This is a genomic window from Petrimonas mucosa (assembly GCF_900095795.1).
Taxonomy (GTDB): domain Bacteria; phylum Bacteroidota; class Bacteroidia; order Bacteroidales; family Dysgonomonadaceae; genus Petrimonas; species Petrimonas mucosa.
Genome location: NZ_LT608328.1, coordinates 1,158,950 through 1,174,269, shown reverse-complemented (window position 1 = coordinate 1,174,269; position 15,320 = coordinate 1,158,950). Strand labels below are relative to the sequence as shown.

At 44.3% G+C, this 15,320-nt stretch carries 18 protein-coding genes and 1 tRNA gene; 6 read left to right on the top strand and 13 right to left on the bottom strand.

Features of this window, described 5'->3' with window-relative positions:
• Positions 1-82: 82 nt before the first annotated feature.
• Positions 83-523 (top strand): MBL fold metallo-hydrolase, encoded by a 441-nt coding sequence (locus tag ING2E5A_RS04665; protein ID WP_071136403.1) that lies wholly within the window; start codon positions 83-85, stop codon positions 521-523.
• A gap of 369 nt (positions 524-892) precedes the next feature.
• Here the strand turns inward: ING2E5A_RS04665 and ING2E5A_RS04660 are convergent, their stop codons facing one another.
• The 3 genes from ING2E5A_RS04660 to ING2E5A_RS04650 form a co-directional block, all read right to left on the bottom strand.
• Positions 893-1,639, bottom strand: a complete 747-nt coding sequence (locus tag ING2E5A_RS04660) for a DUF4405 domain-containing protein (RefSeq protein WP_071136402.1) — start codon at positions 1,637-1,639, stop codon at positions 893-895.
• A 428-nt stretch (positions 1,640-2,067) separates the two neighbouring features.
• Positions 2,068-2,304, bottom strand: coding sequence for a DUF5320 domain-containing protein (locus ING2E5A_RS04655; RefSeq protein WP_154670031.1), 237 nt, complete (start codon positions 2,302-2,304; stop codon positions 2,068-2,070).
• The gene (locus ING2E5A_RS04650) at positions 2,292-2,504 is read right to left on the bottom strand and encodes a hypothetical protein (protein WP_071136400.1); all 213 of its coding nucleotides are present in this window, start codon (positions 2,502-2,504) and stop codon (positions 2,292-2,294) included. Before ING2E5A_RS04650 ends, ING2E5A_RS04655 begins: the two co-directional genes overlap by 13 nt.
• Positions 2,505-2,762: 258 nt before the next feature.
• Here ING2E5A_RS04650 and ING2E5A_RS04645 point away from each other — a divergent pair, with 258 nt between their 5' ends.
• From ING2E5A_RS04645 to istB, 3 genes are all read left to right on the top strand, one after another.
• Positions 2,763-3,179, top strand: a complete 417-nt coding sequence (locus ING2E5A_RS04645) for a DUF134 domain-containing protein (protein WP_071136399.1) — start codon at positions 2,763-2,765, stop codon at positions 3,177-3,179.
• A gap of 168 nt (positions 3,180-3,347) precedes the next feature.
• A complete protein-coding gene (locus ING2E5A_RS04640) occupies positions 3,348-4,547 on the top strand; it encodes a transposase (RefSeq protein ID WP_071136398.1) in 1,200 nt (399 codons plus the stop codon).
• A gap of 59 nt (positions 4,548-4,606) precedes the next feature.
• Positions 4,607-5,365: an IS21-like element helper ATPase IstB gene (gene istB / locus ING2E5A_RS04635; protein WP_231960440.1), complete on the top strand. Its 759-nt coding sequence runs from the start codon at positions 4,607-4,609 to the stop codon at positions 5,363-5,365.
• A gap of 142 nt (positions 5,366-5,507) precedes the next feature.
• Here the strand turns inward: istB and ING2E5A_RS04630 are convergent, their stop codons facing one another.
• Positions 5,508-6,263: a hypothetical protein gene (locus ING2E5A_RS04630; protein ID WP_071136397.1), complete on the bottom strand. Its 756-nt coding sequence runs from the start codon at positions 6,261-6,263 to the stop codon at positions 5,508-5,510.
• Between the two features lie 10 nt (positions 6,264-6,273).
• Positions 6,274-7,044 carry a hypothetical protein gene (locus ING2E5A_RS04625; RefSeq protein WP_071136396.1) on the bottom strand — a complete coding sequence of 257 codons (771 nt, stop codon included), beginning with the start codon at positions 7,042-7,044 and terminating at the stop codon, positions 6,274-6,276.
• Between the two features lie 127 nt (positions 7,045-7,171).
• On the opposite strand from ING2E5A_RS04625, the gene ING2E5A_RS04620 reads away from it, so the two are divergent.
• Positions 7,172-8,383, top strand: coding sequence for a transposase (locus ING2E5A_RS04620; protein ID WP_071138200.1), 1,212 nt, complete (start codon positions 7,172-7,174; stop codon positions 8,381-8,383).
• A gap of 184 nt (positions 8,384-8,567) precedes the next feature.
• Here ING2E5A_RS04620 and ING2E5A_RS04615 read toward each other — a convergent pair whose 3' ends face one another.
• From ING2E5A_RS04615 to ING2E5A_RS04605, 3 genes are all read right to left on the bottom strand, one after another.
• Entirely contained in the window at positions 8,568-9,617 is a 1,050-nt protein-coding gene (locus ING2E5A_RS04615) for an integrase core domain-containing protein (protein ID WP_071136395.1), read from the bottom strand.
• A 5-nt stretch (positions 9,618-9,622) separates the two neighbouring features.
• On the bottom strand, positions 9,623-9,847 hold the full coding sequence (locus ING2E5A_RS04610; protein ID WP_154670030.1) for a hypothetical protein: 225 nt from the start codon (positions 9,845-9,847) through the stop codon (positions 9,623-9,625).
• 237 nt (positions 9,848-10,084) lie between these two features.
• Positions 10,085-10,169, bottom strand: a tRNA-Ser gene (locus tag ING2E5A_RS04605).
• A 145-nt stretch (positions 10,170-10,314) separates the two neighbouring features.
• On the opposite strand from ING2E5A_RS04605, the gene ING2E5A_RS04600 reads away from it, so the two are divergent.
• On the top strand, positions 10,315-11,637 hold the full coding sequence (locus ING2E5A_RS04600) for a DEAD/DEAH box helicase (RefSeq protein WP_071136393.1): 1,323 nt from the start codon (positions 10,315-10,317) through the stop codon (positions 11,635-11,637).
• A gap of 13 nt (positions 11,638-11,650) precedes the next feature.
• Here the strand turns inward: ING2E5A_RS04600 and ING2E5A_RS04595 are convergent, their stop codons facing one another.
• The 5 genes from ING2E5A_RS04595 to ING2E5A_RS04575 all read right to left on the bottom strand — a co-directional run bounded on the left by ING2E5A_RS04595 (position 11,651) and on the right by ING2E5A_RS04575 (position 15,297).
• Positions 11,651-12,208: a 2-oxoacid:acceptor oxidoreductase family protein gene (locus tag ING2E5A_RS04595; protein ID WP_071138199.1), complete on the bottom strand. Its 558-nt coding sequence runs from the start codon at positions 12,206-12,208 to the stop codon at positions 11,651-11,653.
• Positions 12,209-12,218: 10 nt separating this feature from the next.
• Entirely contained in the window at positions 12,219-12,980 is a 762-nt protein-coding gene (locus ING2E5A_RS04590; protein WP_071136392.1) for a thiamine pyrophosphate-dependent enzyme, read from the bottom strand.
• A gap of 179 nt (positions 12,981-13,159) precedes the next feature.
• A complete protein-coding gene (locus ING2E5A_RS04585; protein ID WP_071136391.1) occupies positions 13,160-14,245 on the bottom strand; it encodes a 3-methyl-2-oxobutanoate dehydrogenase subunit VorB in 1,086 nt (361 codons plus the stop codon).
• Between the two features lie 61 nt (positions 14,246-14,306).
• The gene (locus ING2E5A_RS14980) at positions 14,307-14,540 is read right to left on the bottom strand and encodes a 4Fe-4S dicluster domain-containing protein (protein ID WP_083373191.1); all 234 of its coding nucleotides are present in this window, start codon (positions 14,538-14,540) and stop codon (positions 14,307-14,309) included.
• Positions 14,541-14,775: 235 nt separating this feature from the next.
• The gene (locus ING2E5A_RS04575; RefSeq protein ID WP_071136389.1) at positions 14,776-15,297 is read right to left on the bottom strand and encodes a KdsC family phosphatase; all 522 of its coding nucleotides are present in this window, start codon (positions 15,295-15,297) and stop codon (positions 14,776-14,778) included.
• Between the last annotated feature and the right edge of the window lie 23 nt (positions 15,298-15,320).

Genomic DNA, 15,320 nt, shown 5'->3' with positions numbered 1-15,320 from the left:
TAATAGAAAACTAAAAAAACATGTCTGATAATATGACGGTTGGAAGTCAAGCAAAATTAAAATCAGTTTTTATCGGACGGCAATGAAAAGATATATTGAAAAGCAGAAAAAATCCTTACGATTGGAACAAGCTGAAAAAATATATCCGACTTTATCTGATGGTGATAAGGCAGAGGCTCTTAAATTTCATAAGACGCTGGAAAGTGTTGAGGCAGTAGAGGTAAATGATATCCTGGAAAATCACCAGATCCTGCCTATTGGCTCAGGCATAGAGATTATTTCTACTCCTGGACACACTGAGGGACACATATCACTTTATGTCAAAGAGAAAAAAACACTTATTGCCGGAGATGCCTTAGTACTGGTAAATGAACAGCTTGTTATTCCCTACCCTCAGTTTGCCTATGATGCAGATAAAGCCAAAGAGTCTGTCAAGAATCTATTCACTTATGAAATTGAAGAGATTATTTGTTATCACGGAGGCCTGGTTAGAGGTAATTGGAAAGATATGAATATTGGATAACAGCTTGCTACTAATAGGGTTGACTAATCAAATCTTCATGGTGCGGTTCCATCTCAGCGAACTCTCAATGAGAATTGTGCTCCACATCACTTTGGGGAATATTATCCGGCGAGGTGACAGAATGGCTCAACATCAAGCCCCTGTCATGAATTGGATCTATGCATTTCCTCGATATTTGCATAAGTGAAAAGAGGAAGCTATCCAGAAATCACGGCAGTAAATGGTATACGCTCATTATAAGATGATAGCGAACAGCCTGAATCAAACAGCTATTCCAATTCAATTCAAATCAACTTATCATACCGTAACCATTGTGGTAGCTGCTTAAAGGTATCTAACCACACCGGTTAACAAATCGCGTAATCCGGCCTATTCTTTATTTTTCAGAATGCTTTTGCGCACGTCGTTCATGGTAAAGGCATACTGTCTCCGTAACCTGCCGAGTCTCTCACCGGACCGCTCTGAAGGGATGTTGAGATCGGCTGCAACTTTTTCCACCGGTATGCCGAATTTGTTGGCAACAAACTGTAGGGTTTGCCTTCCGTTGATTTCAAGGTCGACAAATTCAGTTCCGGATAGAGTCTGTTTCGGTTTATTCAGTCCCGCCCGGGGGGAAACCACTACATCCTTGTCAGCTTCTTTTGACACTTCTTTACGGATTTCTCCTGGTGACGCGATTTGGAGAGTTTCCTGTTTGATTTTTCTGTTCAGATGTAACGATTTCCTTGTAACGATCTCCGGTTTCACAAAAAGAGGAAATACAATCATGAGAAGACCGGTACCGGCAATCAGTGTGGCCGATATTGCACATAAAGCTTTATCAGGAAACATCCGTTTGAAGATCCCAACGATCATTTTCCAATGCAGAATAATGTGAAGAAGTAAAAGAACGAGGAAAACGATACTGATGATCAGGTGAATGGATCCCCATTGGTGACGTGTTAGTCCCCAAAATTCCAGTTCAACACCAGCCCCGTAGCGTTCGTTCCGCTGAATACCGGGGATCAGAACATATTTTATCAGGAAGCCGATTCCCGCCAAGGGCATGAGCAGTAATAACATGATGATGTCAATGCTCAGGTTCAGTTTTGATTGATTACACCACTTTTGTTTCATCCTGACTTATTTTTTCAGTTGTTGCTTAAAATCCTGATTGACGGCAGGATACCACGAGTCTCATTTTATCACCTCCGCATATAAGGCCAGGCCATCATGCTGTTTTCAAACACTTTTACGTTTTGATGGCCGGTTGCCTCAAGCCGTGATCTGGATCGGGATTCCCTGGGATTCAGGAAAAGAAGAATGGACAATTCCAAGAAGAGCTCCTGGCTTCAGCGAGCAGGCGCTCGTTGCTCTCATACTTGATCTGTTTGTAAAGATCGGCCACGCCACTCTTCTCCCTGAAAAGACGGTAGAGTTCTCTTGAGAGAGTGGGGACTGAAAAAACGGGTCCTATTGTGAAAGCGTGAGAACAACTCAGCGGCAAGCGCTTTTTTCTCAGTAGAAGTGAGTGTATGCTTTCACAGAATCTATACTACTGACAGTCACAGGCATCGAGACCGGTGACCATCTCTTCTTCTCATTCTTTCGCCTTGAGCCTGGCCCATACCCCTGATAGCACCCCGGCCTCTGCCGGCACCCTGTCGGAAAGGAGCATTTATCTCGGCTCCTGCAGGAGCATCAAAATTGTTGGACTCTCTGTTCGACGGGTTACAACGTCCCCGTCCTCTTCCACTCATCGGACCTTCGCCTTCGGGCCCTCTCCTGTTCATTCCTGGCATAATAACCTCCTTTTGTTAAATGTAAAATTTCTCTTTTTGATCATCAGAATCACCTCTTCCACACTTCTCTGCCGATCATCGAGCGGGGTCATCTCAATACCGAGTTGTCTCGCAACCGATGCTGCCTTGTCGCCCAGATGTCCGGTGATGGCTACTTTCAAAAGATGTTTTTCACCGTTCCATTTTGAGATCGCCAACATGGACTACTCATTTCGTACAGCAAATATAATGAACATATGTTCATTTAGCAAATAATTCGATATATTTTTAAGTGATTTTTTTTGTAGCATAAACAATGCAATAAAAACGGTCTCACTCTAAAAAATATGGTAATTCAACAATCAGGATCGTGAAATTATTTATCAAAAAAATCCCATTAATGAGCATAAGTTTATAACTATTCCATATCTTTGAAATTTAAAGTGACAAAATCAACTTTTTAACTGTGAATTGATATTATGCCTCGTCCCAAACAAAACCGGAAAATATCCAATCCTCCCCTGATGCAGGGATTCAAGCCCTTTGGCATTCCTCGGAACAAGTTGGGTTCTGTATCATTGCTATACGATGAGTATGAAGCAATCCGGTTATTGGACTATGAAGGATTAAACCAGGATCAGACTGCTGCACGGATGAATGTTTCACGCCCTACATTGACACGTATCTATGAACAAGCCCGTAGAACAATTGCACTGGCACTGGTGGAAGGAAAGGTGATTCATATTGAGGGTGGTAATGTACAGTTTGACAAAGAGTGGTTTCGTTGCAGACGCTGCTACAAATTGATAGGCGGTATCGAGAACCATGTACACTGTACGGATTGCAACAGTTTTGGCAATGACGAGTTAATCCCAATCCATGTGGGAAAAAAATGAGTATGGTCAACAATTGTCACCCGATGAAAATCTAACCTTATCAATACTTCGGTAAATATTCAATTAACTAATTAAAATTCAATGATTTACATAGCATAGTTTAACATAAAAAAGATGGTTAAGTAGCTGATTATCAGTATCTTTATAGCTGATCAAAACCTAATAAAGATGGATAGAACCAGCATACTTAACCAATATAGAGGTATCTGTAGTGATGTTCTTGGTGAACTAACTACGAAGTTAAACAAAAGTTTCAAATCATTCCTTATGGAGACGCTTATTTTGTATCTGGTCATTCCCGGCAGGATTAATTTCCTACAATTGGGGAGATATGGCAAGTCGTGTGAACAGCGATTTCGCCAGAACTTCTCGAAGGATTTTGATTGGCTGGAGTTTAACTTGTCTTTGTCTGATAGGGTATTTACCGGAGATCGCAAGGCAATTGCCATTGATCCCAGTTATATATCCAAATCAGGAAAGAATACCCCTTGGATTGGTTACTTCTGGTCGGGTGCAGCCGGTCAGGCGAAAAGAGGATTGGAAATCCTGGGAGTGGGCCTTATAGACGTCGACAACCAGGATTGCATCAATCTACAGGCCGTTCAGACTCCGGACCGTCAAACCCTGGAGAGTCGTGATGCCAACCTGATTGACTGGTACCTTTTGGTCCTTAAATCGATGCAGGAGAAACTCCATCGGGCAAGCCGTCACGTGGTTGCCGATGCCTACTTCGCAAAGAACAACTTCGTTACGGGTCTGCAAGAGATGAAGTTTGATCTGGTCAGCCGTTTCAGGGATGACGCCGCACTTTATTATCCAACACTGCAGAAACCGACAGGCAAGAAAGGCAGGCCCAAACTCTACGACGGAAAGATTGACATGGCCAACCTGGATACAACCAGAGTGCAAAAGATCAATATTGATAACGGTGATCTCTACACCTTGATAGCCTATTCCAAATCATTTAAACAGATGGTCAGGCTTGTCATCTGGTATTCCAAGGATGGGAAAAAACCAAAACTGTTCTTCTCTACCAATCCTGAGATGAGTGGAAAAGATGTTATAGAATTTTACCGCACCCGTTTTCAGATCGAGTTTTGCTTCAGGGATGCCAAAGGCTTCACAGGACTGATGCAATCGCAGGCAAGGGACGTAGCAAAGCTATCGTTCAACTTTAATGCGTCTCTTACCTCGGTCAACCTGGCAAGGGAAAGAGGTATTCCTTTTTCGATGGCATCATGTAAAACGATGATACACAATGCCTACTTGCTTGAACGATTTATTTGCGTGTCCGGCATTAAACCGAACAGAAGATTAAATGATAAACTTGTCAAAGAACTCATTGAGTTTGCAGCAAGTGCTGCGTGACTCTAAACTATATTTTTAACGAACTATTGTTATACATCAACCCACCCAAAACAACAAACATGATGGACGAAATATCAAACGCCCTGAGAAGTCTGAAGATGCCCGGAATGGCGCATTACTGGACTACCATGATGGAGACGCGACAGCATGATTCGATCTCCTTGAAAGATGGCCTGCAACTGCTTATACAGGCCGAGTTGGACAACCGCACGACAAGCCGGAACACGCGTCTGGTGAAGAAAGCCCGCTTCCGCTATCAAGCCTCTATCGGCGAGGTCATCTACGACAGCAAACGCGGAGTGGACAAGCAGAAGGTGCTCAATCTGGCCACATGCGACTATGTGCGCAAGGGAGTATCTGTGCTCATCACAGGAGCGGCAGGAACAGGCAAGAGCTGGCTCGGTACTGCTCTGGGGCATCAGGCCTGCATGAACGGACTCAAGGTGGCATACTACAATGTCTACCGTCTCTTCGAGGAGATTGCACTTGCACGCATCGCCAGTACCCTGCACCGGTTCTTTGCCAAGCTCGCACAGACTGACCTGCTCATCCTGGATGACTTCGGCATGAAGGTGCTCGATGGTCAACAACTGCTTGACTTTATGGAAATCATAGAAGACAGGCACGGCCAAAAAGCTACCATCATCATCTCACAGTTACCAGTAGCCGACTGGTACGATGTGATGAAGGGAAACACTACGGCCGCGGATGCCATCCTCGACCGTTTGGTGCACACAAGTGTGCGCTTCGAGCTAAAAGGTGCCTCTCTACGGCAGAAAAAAGTATCAAATCAAACTGAAAACAGAGAAAATGACTAATTTTGCATCGCCATTAGGGTAAAGAGCATGAAAAGTGAACGGATATCCCCGTTTTGGGTGGGTGGATATCGTCCGTTTTCAGCACATAAACACAAAGGCTGGTTTTCACCCGGAGATAACTCCGATCATCCTCGTTATGAATCTATTTTTTTGGAATATCACCGTACCAAATTGTTTTTTTTATCAAATCAAGGTATTTCTTCTCTTTTTTCTTTCCCTTATTTGTGAAGAACCATTTTAGATACAACACAGGCCTATTGGCCTTGCTTATTGCCAATCCGGTACAGTGCACGTATTTTTCTTCGTACGGTTTGTCCATAGGGATATCATAAATAAAAACGGAGTCGGCATTAAAAAGGTTTCGCGCCTCTTTTCCTGCCAATACGGTAATATGCTTGTCAGGGTCAATCCAAGCACGATAATCGATATCCAACGCCGCTCTGATCTCTGAATAGATAATACTGCGGGGAATTCCCACTTTCCAATTGGGGGTTTTGAGGATGGTAGAGTCTTTTTTCATAAGTTCTTCTATCTCTTTTCTCTCGCGTGAAGAAAAGCATGGGGTATCTCCGACTCTATCTGTATGTACAGGGTAAAAGGGATATAAGATTATGCACTGCTTGTCTTTTGACCTCAATACGGGAGTGTACACGAAAGTTACATCCCTGTTTTGATGAATTCTCCACTGTCTGAGCTGTTTTTGGTCGATAAAGTTACGGGGCATCGTGCAGGTAATTCCTAACTTTTCATCCATAAATTTGGCGTATTCTGGTAATGTGCGGGTGTTTTGTTCCGCTACTCTTTCTTGCCATAATTTTATTTTTGAAGGGGAAGCGGAGCCACAACCTATAACAAGGAAAATAAGCCCCAACAGACAAAACAATACTACTTTTTTCATAATCTCAAATTCAGTATTTAACATTTAGTATCTTATATCTTCTTCTTATTCTCCAATTTTCTATAACTACATCTTTGCCAGTTTGTTCGTCCCAAATATATGCCAATTCCCCATCTGAAATAAGTAAGACCTCTGCATGCCCTGTGCCATCCCAATAATCAAGAACAGCCATTGTTCTGGTATTACCTGCATTTAAATAGTTATAATACATAGGAGGTCCAGCTTGGTATTCGTAATTAAAAAAATGACCAACTGCAAACCCCATCAATTCCAACGGTACTCCATATTCCGCGTAGCCTTCTATGCTGTCATTCAGGAAGGCATTAATTCCCGAATATGTGTAATACCCGCCCAAGTCATTTGATATCGCATGGATGGTGTGAGCTACGCAGTTAATGTTGTCACCAAACTCTACGGTATCCGATCTTAGATGAGGGGTGGTGGACTTTTTGCTTTTCGCATTAACAAGTCTATTTGAATTTTCAACAATCTGTTTTATATACGAAAAAAGATTCTCTGATATATTTATTTCTTGTCCATTTTTTTGAACAATTTCATAAAAACCGTTTTCAGACACTATCTGAATACGTTCCAATGCAAGAATAAAATTGTTTAGTTCTTCTTTGGATAGTTTATCTAAACTTTGCTTGGTAGCACTAAATGAAAGAAATTTTGACCCGTTATTCAGTGAGTCTTGTTGACAACTATTTGAAGAAAAGAATGCAAGTACAATTATTATGCTTGCTAAAAATCCTGCATACTTTAACTTATTTTTATTCATCAATACTTCGGTAAATATTCAATTAACTAATTAAAATTCAATGATTTACATAACATAGTTTAACATAAAAAAGATGGTTAAGTATCTGATTATCAGTATCTTTATAGCTGATCAAAGTCTAATAAAGATGGATAGAACCAGCATACTTAACCAATATAAAGGTATCTGTAGTGATGTTCTTGGTGAACTAACTACGAAGTTAAACAAAAGTTTCAAATCATTCCTTATGGAGACGCTTATTTTGTATCTGGTCATTCCCGGCAGGATTAATTTCCTACAATTGGGGAGATATGGCAAGTCGTGTGAACAGCGATTTCGCCAGAACTTCTCGAAGGATTTTGATTGGCTGGAGTTTAACTTGTCTTTGTCTGATAGGGTATTAACCGGAGATCGCAAGGCAATTGCCATTGATCCCAGTTATATATCCAAATCAGGAAAGAATACCCCTTGGATTGGTTACTTCTGGTCGGGTGCAGCCGGTCAGGCGAAAAGAGGATTGGAAATCCTGGGAGTGGGCCTTATAGACGTCGACAACAAGGATTGCATCAGTCTACAGGCCGTTCAGACTCCGGACCGTCAAACCCTGGAGAGTCGTGATGCCAACCTGACTGACTGGTACCTGCTGGTCATTAAATCGATGCGGGAGAAACTCCATCGGGCAAGCCGTCACGTGGTTGCCGATGCCTACTTCGCAAAGAACAACTTCGCTACGGGTCTGCAAGAGATGAAGTTTGATCTGGTCAGCCGCTTCAGGGATGACGCCGCACTTTATTATCCAACACTGCAGAAACCGACAGGCAAGAAAGGCAGGCCTAAACTCTACGACGGAAAGATTGACATGGCCAACCTGGATACAACCAGAGTGCAAAAGATCAATATTGATAACGGTGATCTCTACACCTTGGTAGCCTATTCCAAATCACTTAAACAGATGGTCAGGCTTGTCATCTGGTATTTCAAAGATGGGAAAAAACCAAAACTGTTCTTCTCTACCAATCCTGAGATGAGTGGAAAAGATGTCATAGAATTTTACCGCACCCGTTTTCAGATCGAGTTTTGCTTCAGGGATGCCAAAGGCTTCACAGGACTGATACAATCGCAGGCAAGGGACGTAGCAAAGCTATCGTTCAACTTTAATGCATCTCTTACCTCGGTCAACCTGGCAAAGGTGCTGGCAAGGGAAAGAGGTATTCCTTTTTCGATGGCATCATGTAAAACGATGATACACAACGCCTACTTGCTTGAACGATTTATTTGCGTGTCCGGCATTAAACCGAACAGAAGATTAAATGATAAACTTGTCAAGGAACTCATTGAGTTTGCAGCAAGTGCTGCTTGACTCCAAACTATATTTTTAACGAACTATTGACCTTATCTAAAACGTGATTTTCTCGATATAGTATGAATCAGAATCATTTGACACAATTTATTGATTGTATTAGCCCGTAATAACCGAGCACATTAATTGTATTTAATCTTTTTTATTACTTTTGTATCGGACAAGCTGATCCGATGGTGATATATTATACCGAAGGATTTATAGAAGGGGTGTTACTGTAAGTAATTGCCCCTTTTACCATTGCCTGAAGAGCTATTTCATTTCTTCGTGGCATTGAGCCACTTGAAATGAGGACAAGCTGAACCTCAGGATCCTTATTGCCCGATGGTATATCATCTTTTACTTTTCGCTGGCTTTCAGCGTACTTTTCCCTGTATTCTACAGGTGAACAGTATTCCAGTCTATGAAGTATCCAATCCGTGTTGTAGTCATTAATAAATTGATCAATACTGTTATAAGCTTCCTCAAAGGAAGAAAATGTTTCTGTTTGCAGCACCTGTTCTTCCAGGGTGCGGTGAAACCGCTCTATTATCCCGTTGCACTCTGGTGACCGTACAAACGCTTTGGACATCTCCAATCCCAGGAATTTCATTTCATTCATAAAATCAGCAGAGTCATACTGCGAGCCATGGTCGCTTCTTAATTGCAACTTCATTCCTTTACATACATCCTTACCTACCGAACCGAAAGTCTTTCGTACAGCGGCCCTAACAGGCTTAATGGCAGCAAAACGGTTGCCTTTCTTTGCAATATGCCACGATATAATCTCATCGTTAAAGTGATCGATCACACCAAAGAACCAATGCCAGCCTGACCCTTCAATCCAGAACTTCTTCCCGTCAGTGGCCCACATTACATTGGGTGCATCCGTGATTATAGTGCCATCATGTTCGCGCTTATTCCTCTTCCCTGGCCTTCTGTAGGGGCTCAGCAGGTTGTGTTCCCGCATGATGCGGTTCACACATGCCTTGCCGGCTACCAGAGCGTTTATCTTCCTTTTACCCATGCGCTTCTTCACTTTCAGATAACCTTCAGCGTTGAATGTACTTTTCATAATTTCAGTTTTAATCTCTTGTAAAACTTCTTCATCGCTATGCTTGGGTTTTCTGCCCCGTTTCCCTGTTTTGGGGGTAGGGTTTTCATACCAGGTGCTGCTGCTGTAGCCAACAACCTTGAATATCAAACGCTTCGGGTATGGCTTCCCGGTTAATGGATAATGCTCCTCTATCAGCATGGAGATTATTTCCTTCTTAGTTTTGCTGCCAATTCGTTCTTTTTTTTTGTGAGTTCAAGCTCCATCTGCAGTTGCCCGATCTTACGCTCGGCTGCACTCAGCTTCGAATCGTCGGGGTTACGCTTGAACCCGTCGGTACCACTCTCGATAAATTGATCCCGCCAAAGGTTGATATCAGCCAGAGTAACTCCGTATTCACGGCTAAGCAACTCAGGATCTTCTCCACGCAACAAGGATAAAACTATTTCAGCCTTGATTTTCGATGTAAAAATTCTTCCTCTTTTCCATAGCAGTTGTAAAAATAACTTTTATTTTTTACTGCTCGGTTTTTTTGAGGGCTAATATAACACAATTTATTGATTCAGTTTTTCATCGAATGGACATAAAAAAAAACGCACAGCCAACGCGGAAAATGTGCGTAAAACTGTGCTTAGATAATGTATATTACTGAATTTCAGCATTTATTGCGGAGAGAGAGGGATTCGAACCCCCGGAACCTCTCAGTTCAACGGTTTTCAAGACCGCCGCGATCGACCACTCTGCCATCTCTCCTTGCTTTTTGTTAAAAGCGAGTGCAAAGGTAAAACTATTTTTGTAAAGAAAAAAGGTTCAGTAAAATTTATTTTACTGGAGAGCAGTTCAGGAGATAAAAAAAGGAAAATAAACACTATCTTTGCCAAAACTTTAGAAAATAGCAATGTTATTTACCGAACTTCCGCTGTGCGATAACCTGCTGGATGGGTTACAGGCAATGAACTTCAAAGAGACTACACCCATCCAGGAACAAGCCATACCGGTTATTCTAGAACATAAAGATGTGATCGCCTGTGCACAGACAGGGACAGGTAAAACTGCAGCTTTCCTGCTCCCACTGCTGAACAACCTACTAACCGAACCGCACGAAGCCAACAAGGTAAATGCCATCATCATGGCTCCTACCAGAGAGTTGGCGCAACAGATCGACCAACAGATGGAGGGCTTCTCCTATTTTACCCCCTTCTCATCGGTAGCCGTTTACGGAGGCAATGATGGGGATGCCTGGGAGGTACAGAAGAGAGGATTGCTTAGCGGGGCCGATGTGGTGATCGCCACACCTGGTAGGCTGCTTTCACATATCAACCTCTACAACATCGATTTTTCCGGGGTGAAGTATTTTATTCTGGACGAGGCAGACCGGATGCTCGACATGGGATTCTACGACGACATCATGAAGATTGAGAAATTGCTGCCGAAAGATAGGCAGACAATCATGTTTTCAGCTACGATGCCGCCAAAGATCCAGCAACTGGCCAAGACTATCCTGCGAAATCCCGTGGAGATCACCATTGCAGTAGCTCGTCCGCCAGAGACCATTTTACAGACGGCCTATATCTGTTACGAAGCACAAAAGATCGAGATCGTCAAACAACTCTTCTCGGAGAAGAAACCCAACAAGGTGATCCTTTTCTCCGGAAAGAAACAGAAGGTAAAAGAGATTGCCAAGACACTCCAGAAGATGGGGCTGTCGGCCGACGCCATGCATTCCGACCTGGAACAGTCTGAGCGAAACTCAGTAATGCACGAATTCCGGAATGAAAGGGTAAATATCCTGGTGGCTACCGATATTGTCTCGAGGGGAATCGATATTGACGACATCACGCTCGTCATAAACTTCGATGTACCCCACGACGTGGAGGATTATGTCCACCGTATCGGACGAACGGCACGCGCAGGCGATTCCGGGATGGCAATAACATTTGTATCGCCCGAGGAACAGTTCCGCTTCTCCAAAATTGAGCGGTTCCTGAAAAAGACGATCTACAAAATTCCTGTTCCTCCTGAGTTGGGGGAGGTTCCCGAATACAATCCCGAACAACAGCGCAAGGAGGGGAGGAGACGGAGCGACAAGCCTTCAAAAAACAAGGGAAACAAGGGGAAAGAGAAGAAACATGCCCAACCGTCGGGAGAGAAAAAAGGGAAAAAAACCTCTTCAAAGAGAAAACAAAGCCGGCCCAACAAGAAAGATCAGACCGGCTCCTGAATCTCTTTTCAGTCTACAAGGTTGCCTGCTGCTCCTGTTCAATGATCTCCATTCCTTTCAGAATGGCTTCCTGATTCATGGGTAGAAGTTTATGGTGACGTTCGGGCAATGTCTTCTGCAATCCCTTCATCACGTTTTCAAGCTGAACCATGGGTGAAATCTTGAGTAATCCACCCAATACAATCATATTGAACACCTTTGTGTTGTTCATCTTCAAGGATTCATCCATGGCCTTGATCCGGTAGACGTTGATATCCTTGCGGCTCACCTTGTGGCGTATGCCGTAGTCATCGTAGATCAGAGCTCCACCCGGTTTAACCTTCCCCTCGAACTTGTCTAATGAGGGCTGGTTCAACACGATGGCCACGTCGTACTGGTTTATCACCGGTGAACTGATAGGTTTATCACTGATTATAACGGTAACGTTGGCTGTTCCGCCGCGTTGTTCGGGTCCGTAGGCAGGAAACCAGGATACCTCCTTCTCTTCCAAAATACCGGAAATGGCCAGAATTTTACCCATCGATAAAACCCCCTGACCGCCAAATCCCGAAATAACGATCTCTTGTAGCATACTCTTCACTTTAAATATTCTTTAAATCTCCTATCGGGAAAACGGGAAACATATTCTCAACCATCCAGTCGTTGGCTTCGGTAGGCGTCATTTTCCAGCCTGAGTTACAGGTAGAAACAACCTCAACGATTGATGTACCTTTGCCGGCCATGGCATTCTCGAACGCCTGCTTGATCATCCGCTTGGTCTTTTTGACGGCAGCTGCGGTATGAACGCTCACGCGGGTAGCCAGACATACACCGTCGAGCATTGCAAGCATATCCAGAATCTTCAACGGTGCACCCATTGTTCGGACATCTCGTCCATCGGGACTGGTGGAGGTGACCATCTTGTTGAGGGTGGTAGGTGCCATTTGACCTCCGGTCATTCCGTAAATTCCGTTATTGATGAAGACAATCGCAATATTCTCTCCACGATTGGCAGCATGAATGGTTTCCGCAGTTCCAATTGCAGCCAGGTCGCCATCTCCCTGGTAGGTAAAGACCATCTTGTCGGGATTCAACCGCTTCACTGCAGTAGCCACGGCGGGAGCCCTTCCATGGGCTGCCTCCTGCCAGTCGATATCCAGATACTTGTACGCGAAAACCGCGCACCCCACCGGGGCGATCCCGATGGTTTTCTCCTGCAGGTCGAGCTCCTTGATAACTTCGGCTATGACTTTGTGGACAACACCGTGCGAGCAGCCGGGGCAATAATGCATGTGGTTGTCGTTCATGATTTCCGGCTTGGCGTAAACCAGGTTTTCGGGGCTAACTATACTGTTTATGTCCATAATCCTATCTTCTTGAAAATCTGTACAAAAAATAACAAACAACGGCGCAAGCCCCTGTGATCCACGTTAGTTTCATATCCTTGTCGGTAACAAAATAGACGGCTATCGTTGCTAGGAAGAAAAGCAAGAACAGCACCGAAAACAGTTGTTGCAATTTTGGACTCACGACTCTAGTTTTTTTATTTCATTACTATTTTTTCCTTCAACGCATCCAACACTCCGTCGGGAGTTGGTACAATTCCACCGAGGCGACCGTAATGCTCCACAGGGACCTTACCATTTACAGCCAAACGCACATCTTCCACCATCTGACCCGCATTGAGCTCTACAGTCAGCATTCCCTTCACCTTGTCGGCATATGAACGGAGTATCCCGGTCGGGAAGGGCCACAATGTTATGGGCCGAAGGAGCCCCACCTTTATCCCTTCCTCTCTGGCCATGTCTACCGCCTTGAGGCAGATACGGGCTGCAGAGCCGAAAGCCACCAGCAGATAGTCGGCATCTTCACATGCCACCTCCTGATAACGGACCTCCATCTCTTCGATTCTCCTGTATTTGGCCTGGAAGCGTTCATTGTTCTTCTCCATAAGCGCCGCATCCAGTTCCAACGAGGTGATGATGTTGGGACCTCGCTCTTTTGTTTTACCGAGCGTTGCCCAGGGGCACTCTTCCCGTATCTGCTGTTCGGTACGGCGTGGGCGGTAATCGGGAAGCTTCACTTTCTCCATCATCTGGCCGATAACACCGTCGGTCAGAATCATTGCCGGATTGCGGTACTTGAACGCCAGATCGAAACCCAACGCCACAAAGTCGGCCATCTCCTGAACCGAATTGGGAGCCAGTGTGATCAACCGGTAGTCGCCGTGTCCCCCACCCTTGACAGTTTGGAAGTAGTCGGACTGCGACGGCTGGATTGTGCCCAACCCCGGGCCTCCCCGCTGCACATTCACGATCAGGCAGGGCAGTTCAGCACCGGCCAGGTATGATATTCCCTCCTGTTTGAGGCTAATTCCAGGACTCGACGAAGAGGTCATGGCATATTTACCGCAGGCGGCACCTCCATAGACCATGTTGATGGCCGCCACTTCGCTCTCCGCCTGGAGCACCACCATTCCCGTCGTTTTCCAGGGAGCAGCCTCCATAAGGGTTTCAATTATCTCTGATTGGGGAGTAATGGGATATCCGAAGTATCCATCCACGCCATAACGGATGGCAGCATGGGCAACAGCTTCGTTTCCCTTCATTAATGTTACATCTTCTGTCATGATTCAATCTCCGTTTTTTGATCTTTCAATGAGTATGAGACTTAAGAAACAAAACATTTGGTTATCGGTCCAGACGTTTCCGGTAAACGGTCAGGCATCCTTCGGGGCAAACGGTACCACAATTGAAGCAACCGATGCACTCCCCCGGATTCTTCATGTAAACGTAATGGTAACCGCGATCATTCACCTCCCGCGGTTGTAACTCCAACACATCCGTCGGACACGATACAACGCAAAGGTTACACCCTTTGCAGCGTTGTGTATTAACAACTACATAACCTTGTACTTTTGCCATTTCTGCTTGTTTGTGGTTTCTGTTGGTTTTTGCAAATTTAATCGATGTTTCACTTGTTTTCAACTTTTACGTGTTAAATTTTCCGCATAACTCTTTTACTATTACCCCAATAGAAGTTTGATTATCGTAAAAAACCGGAAATTTCCTTCAAAAAATTTACTATTTTTATAAAAAAACAGGAAACAGAAGCTCAACCACCAGAAAAATGAATGAAATATAATTTGACGCCTATTTTTTACCAATAGAACGCATCATCGACCATCCATTTGCCCTGCACCTTCAATACCTGTTCAATGACATCGCGGGCAACTCCCTCTCCCCCTTTCACGGGCGAAATATAAATGGAGATCTCCTTGATCTCCGGACAGGCATCGGCAGGTGCAACCGGCAATCCTACCTCCTTCATTACCAGATAGTCGATAATATCGTCACCAACGTAGACAATCTCCTCCCGGACAAAACCGGTCTCCTCCATATACTCCTTCAACTGCACTGTTTTGTCGCGCGACTTCAGATAGATATGCCTTACACCAAGCGACTCGAGACGCCGACGGACAATTTCCGAACGTCCTCCTGTAATCACTGCAACATCAAATCCAGAACGTACAGCATGGTGAATGGCATAACCGTCCCGTACGTTGGTCGTTCGCAATGGTTGACCATCTTCGGAGAGCGGTACGGTTTGACAGGACAGAACGCCGTCTACATCAAAAATAAATGATTTTATCTTGGTAAGATCGTAATTGATTGTGCTCATTCAAATTAAAAGATTGGGTATAT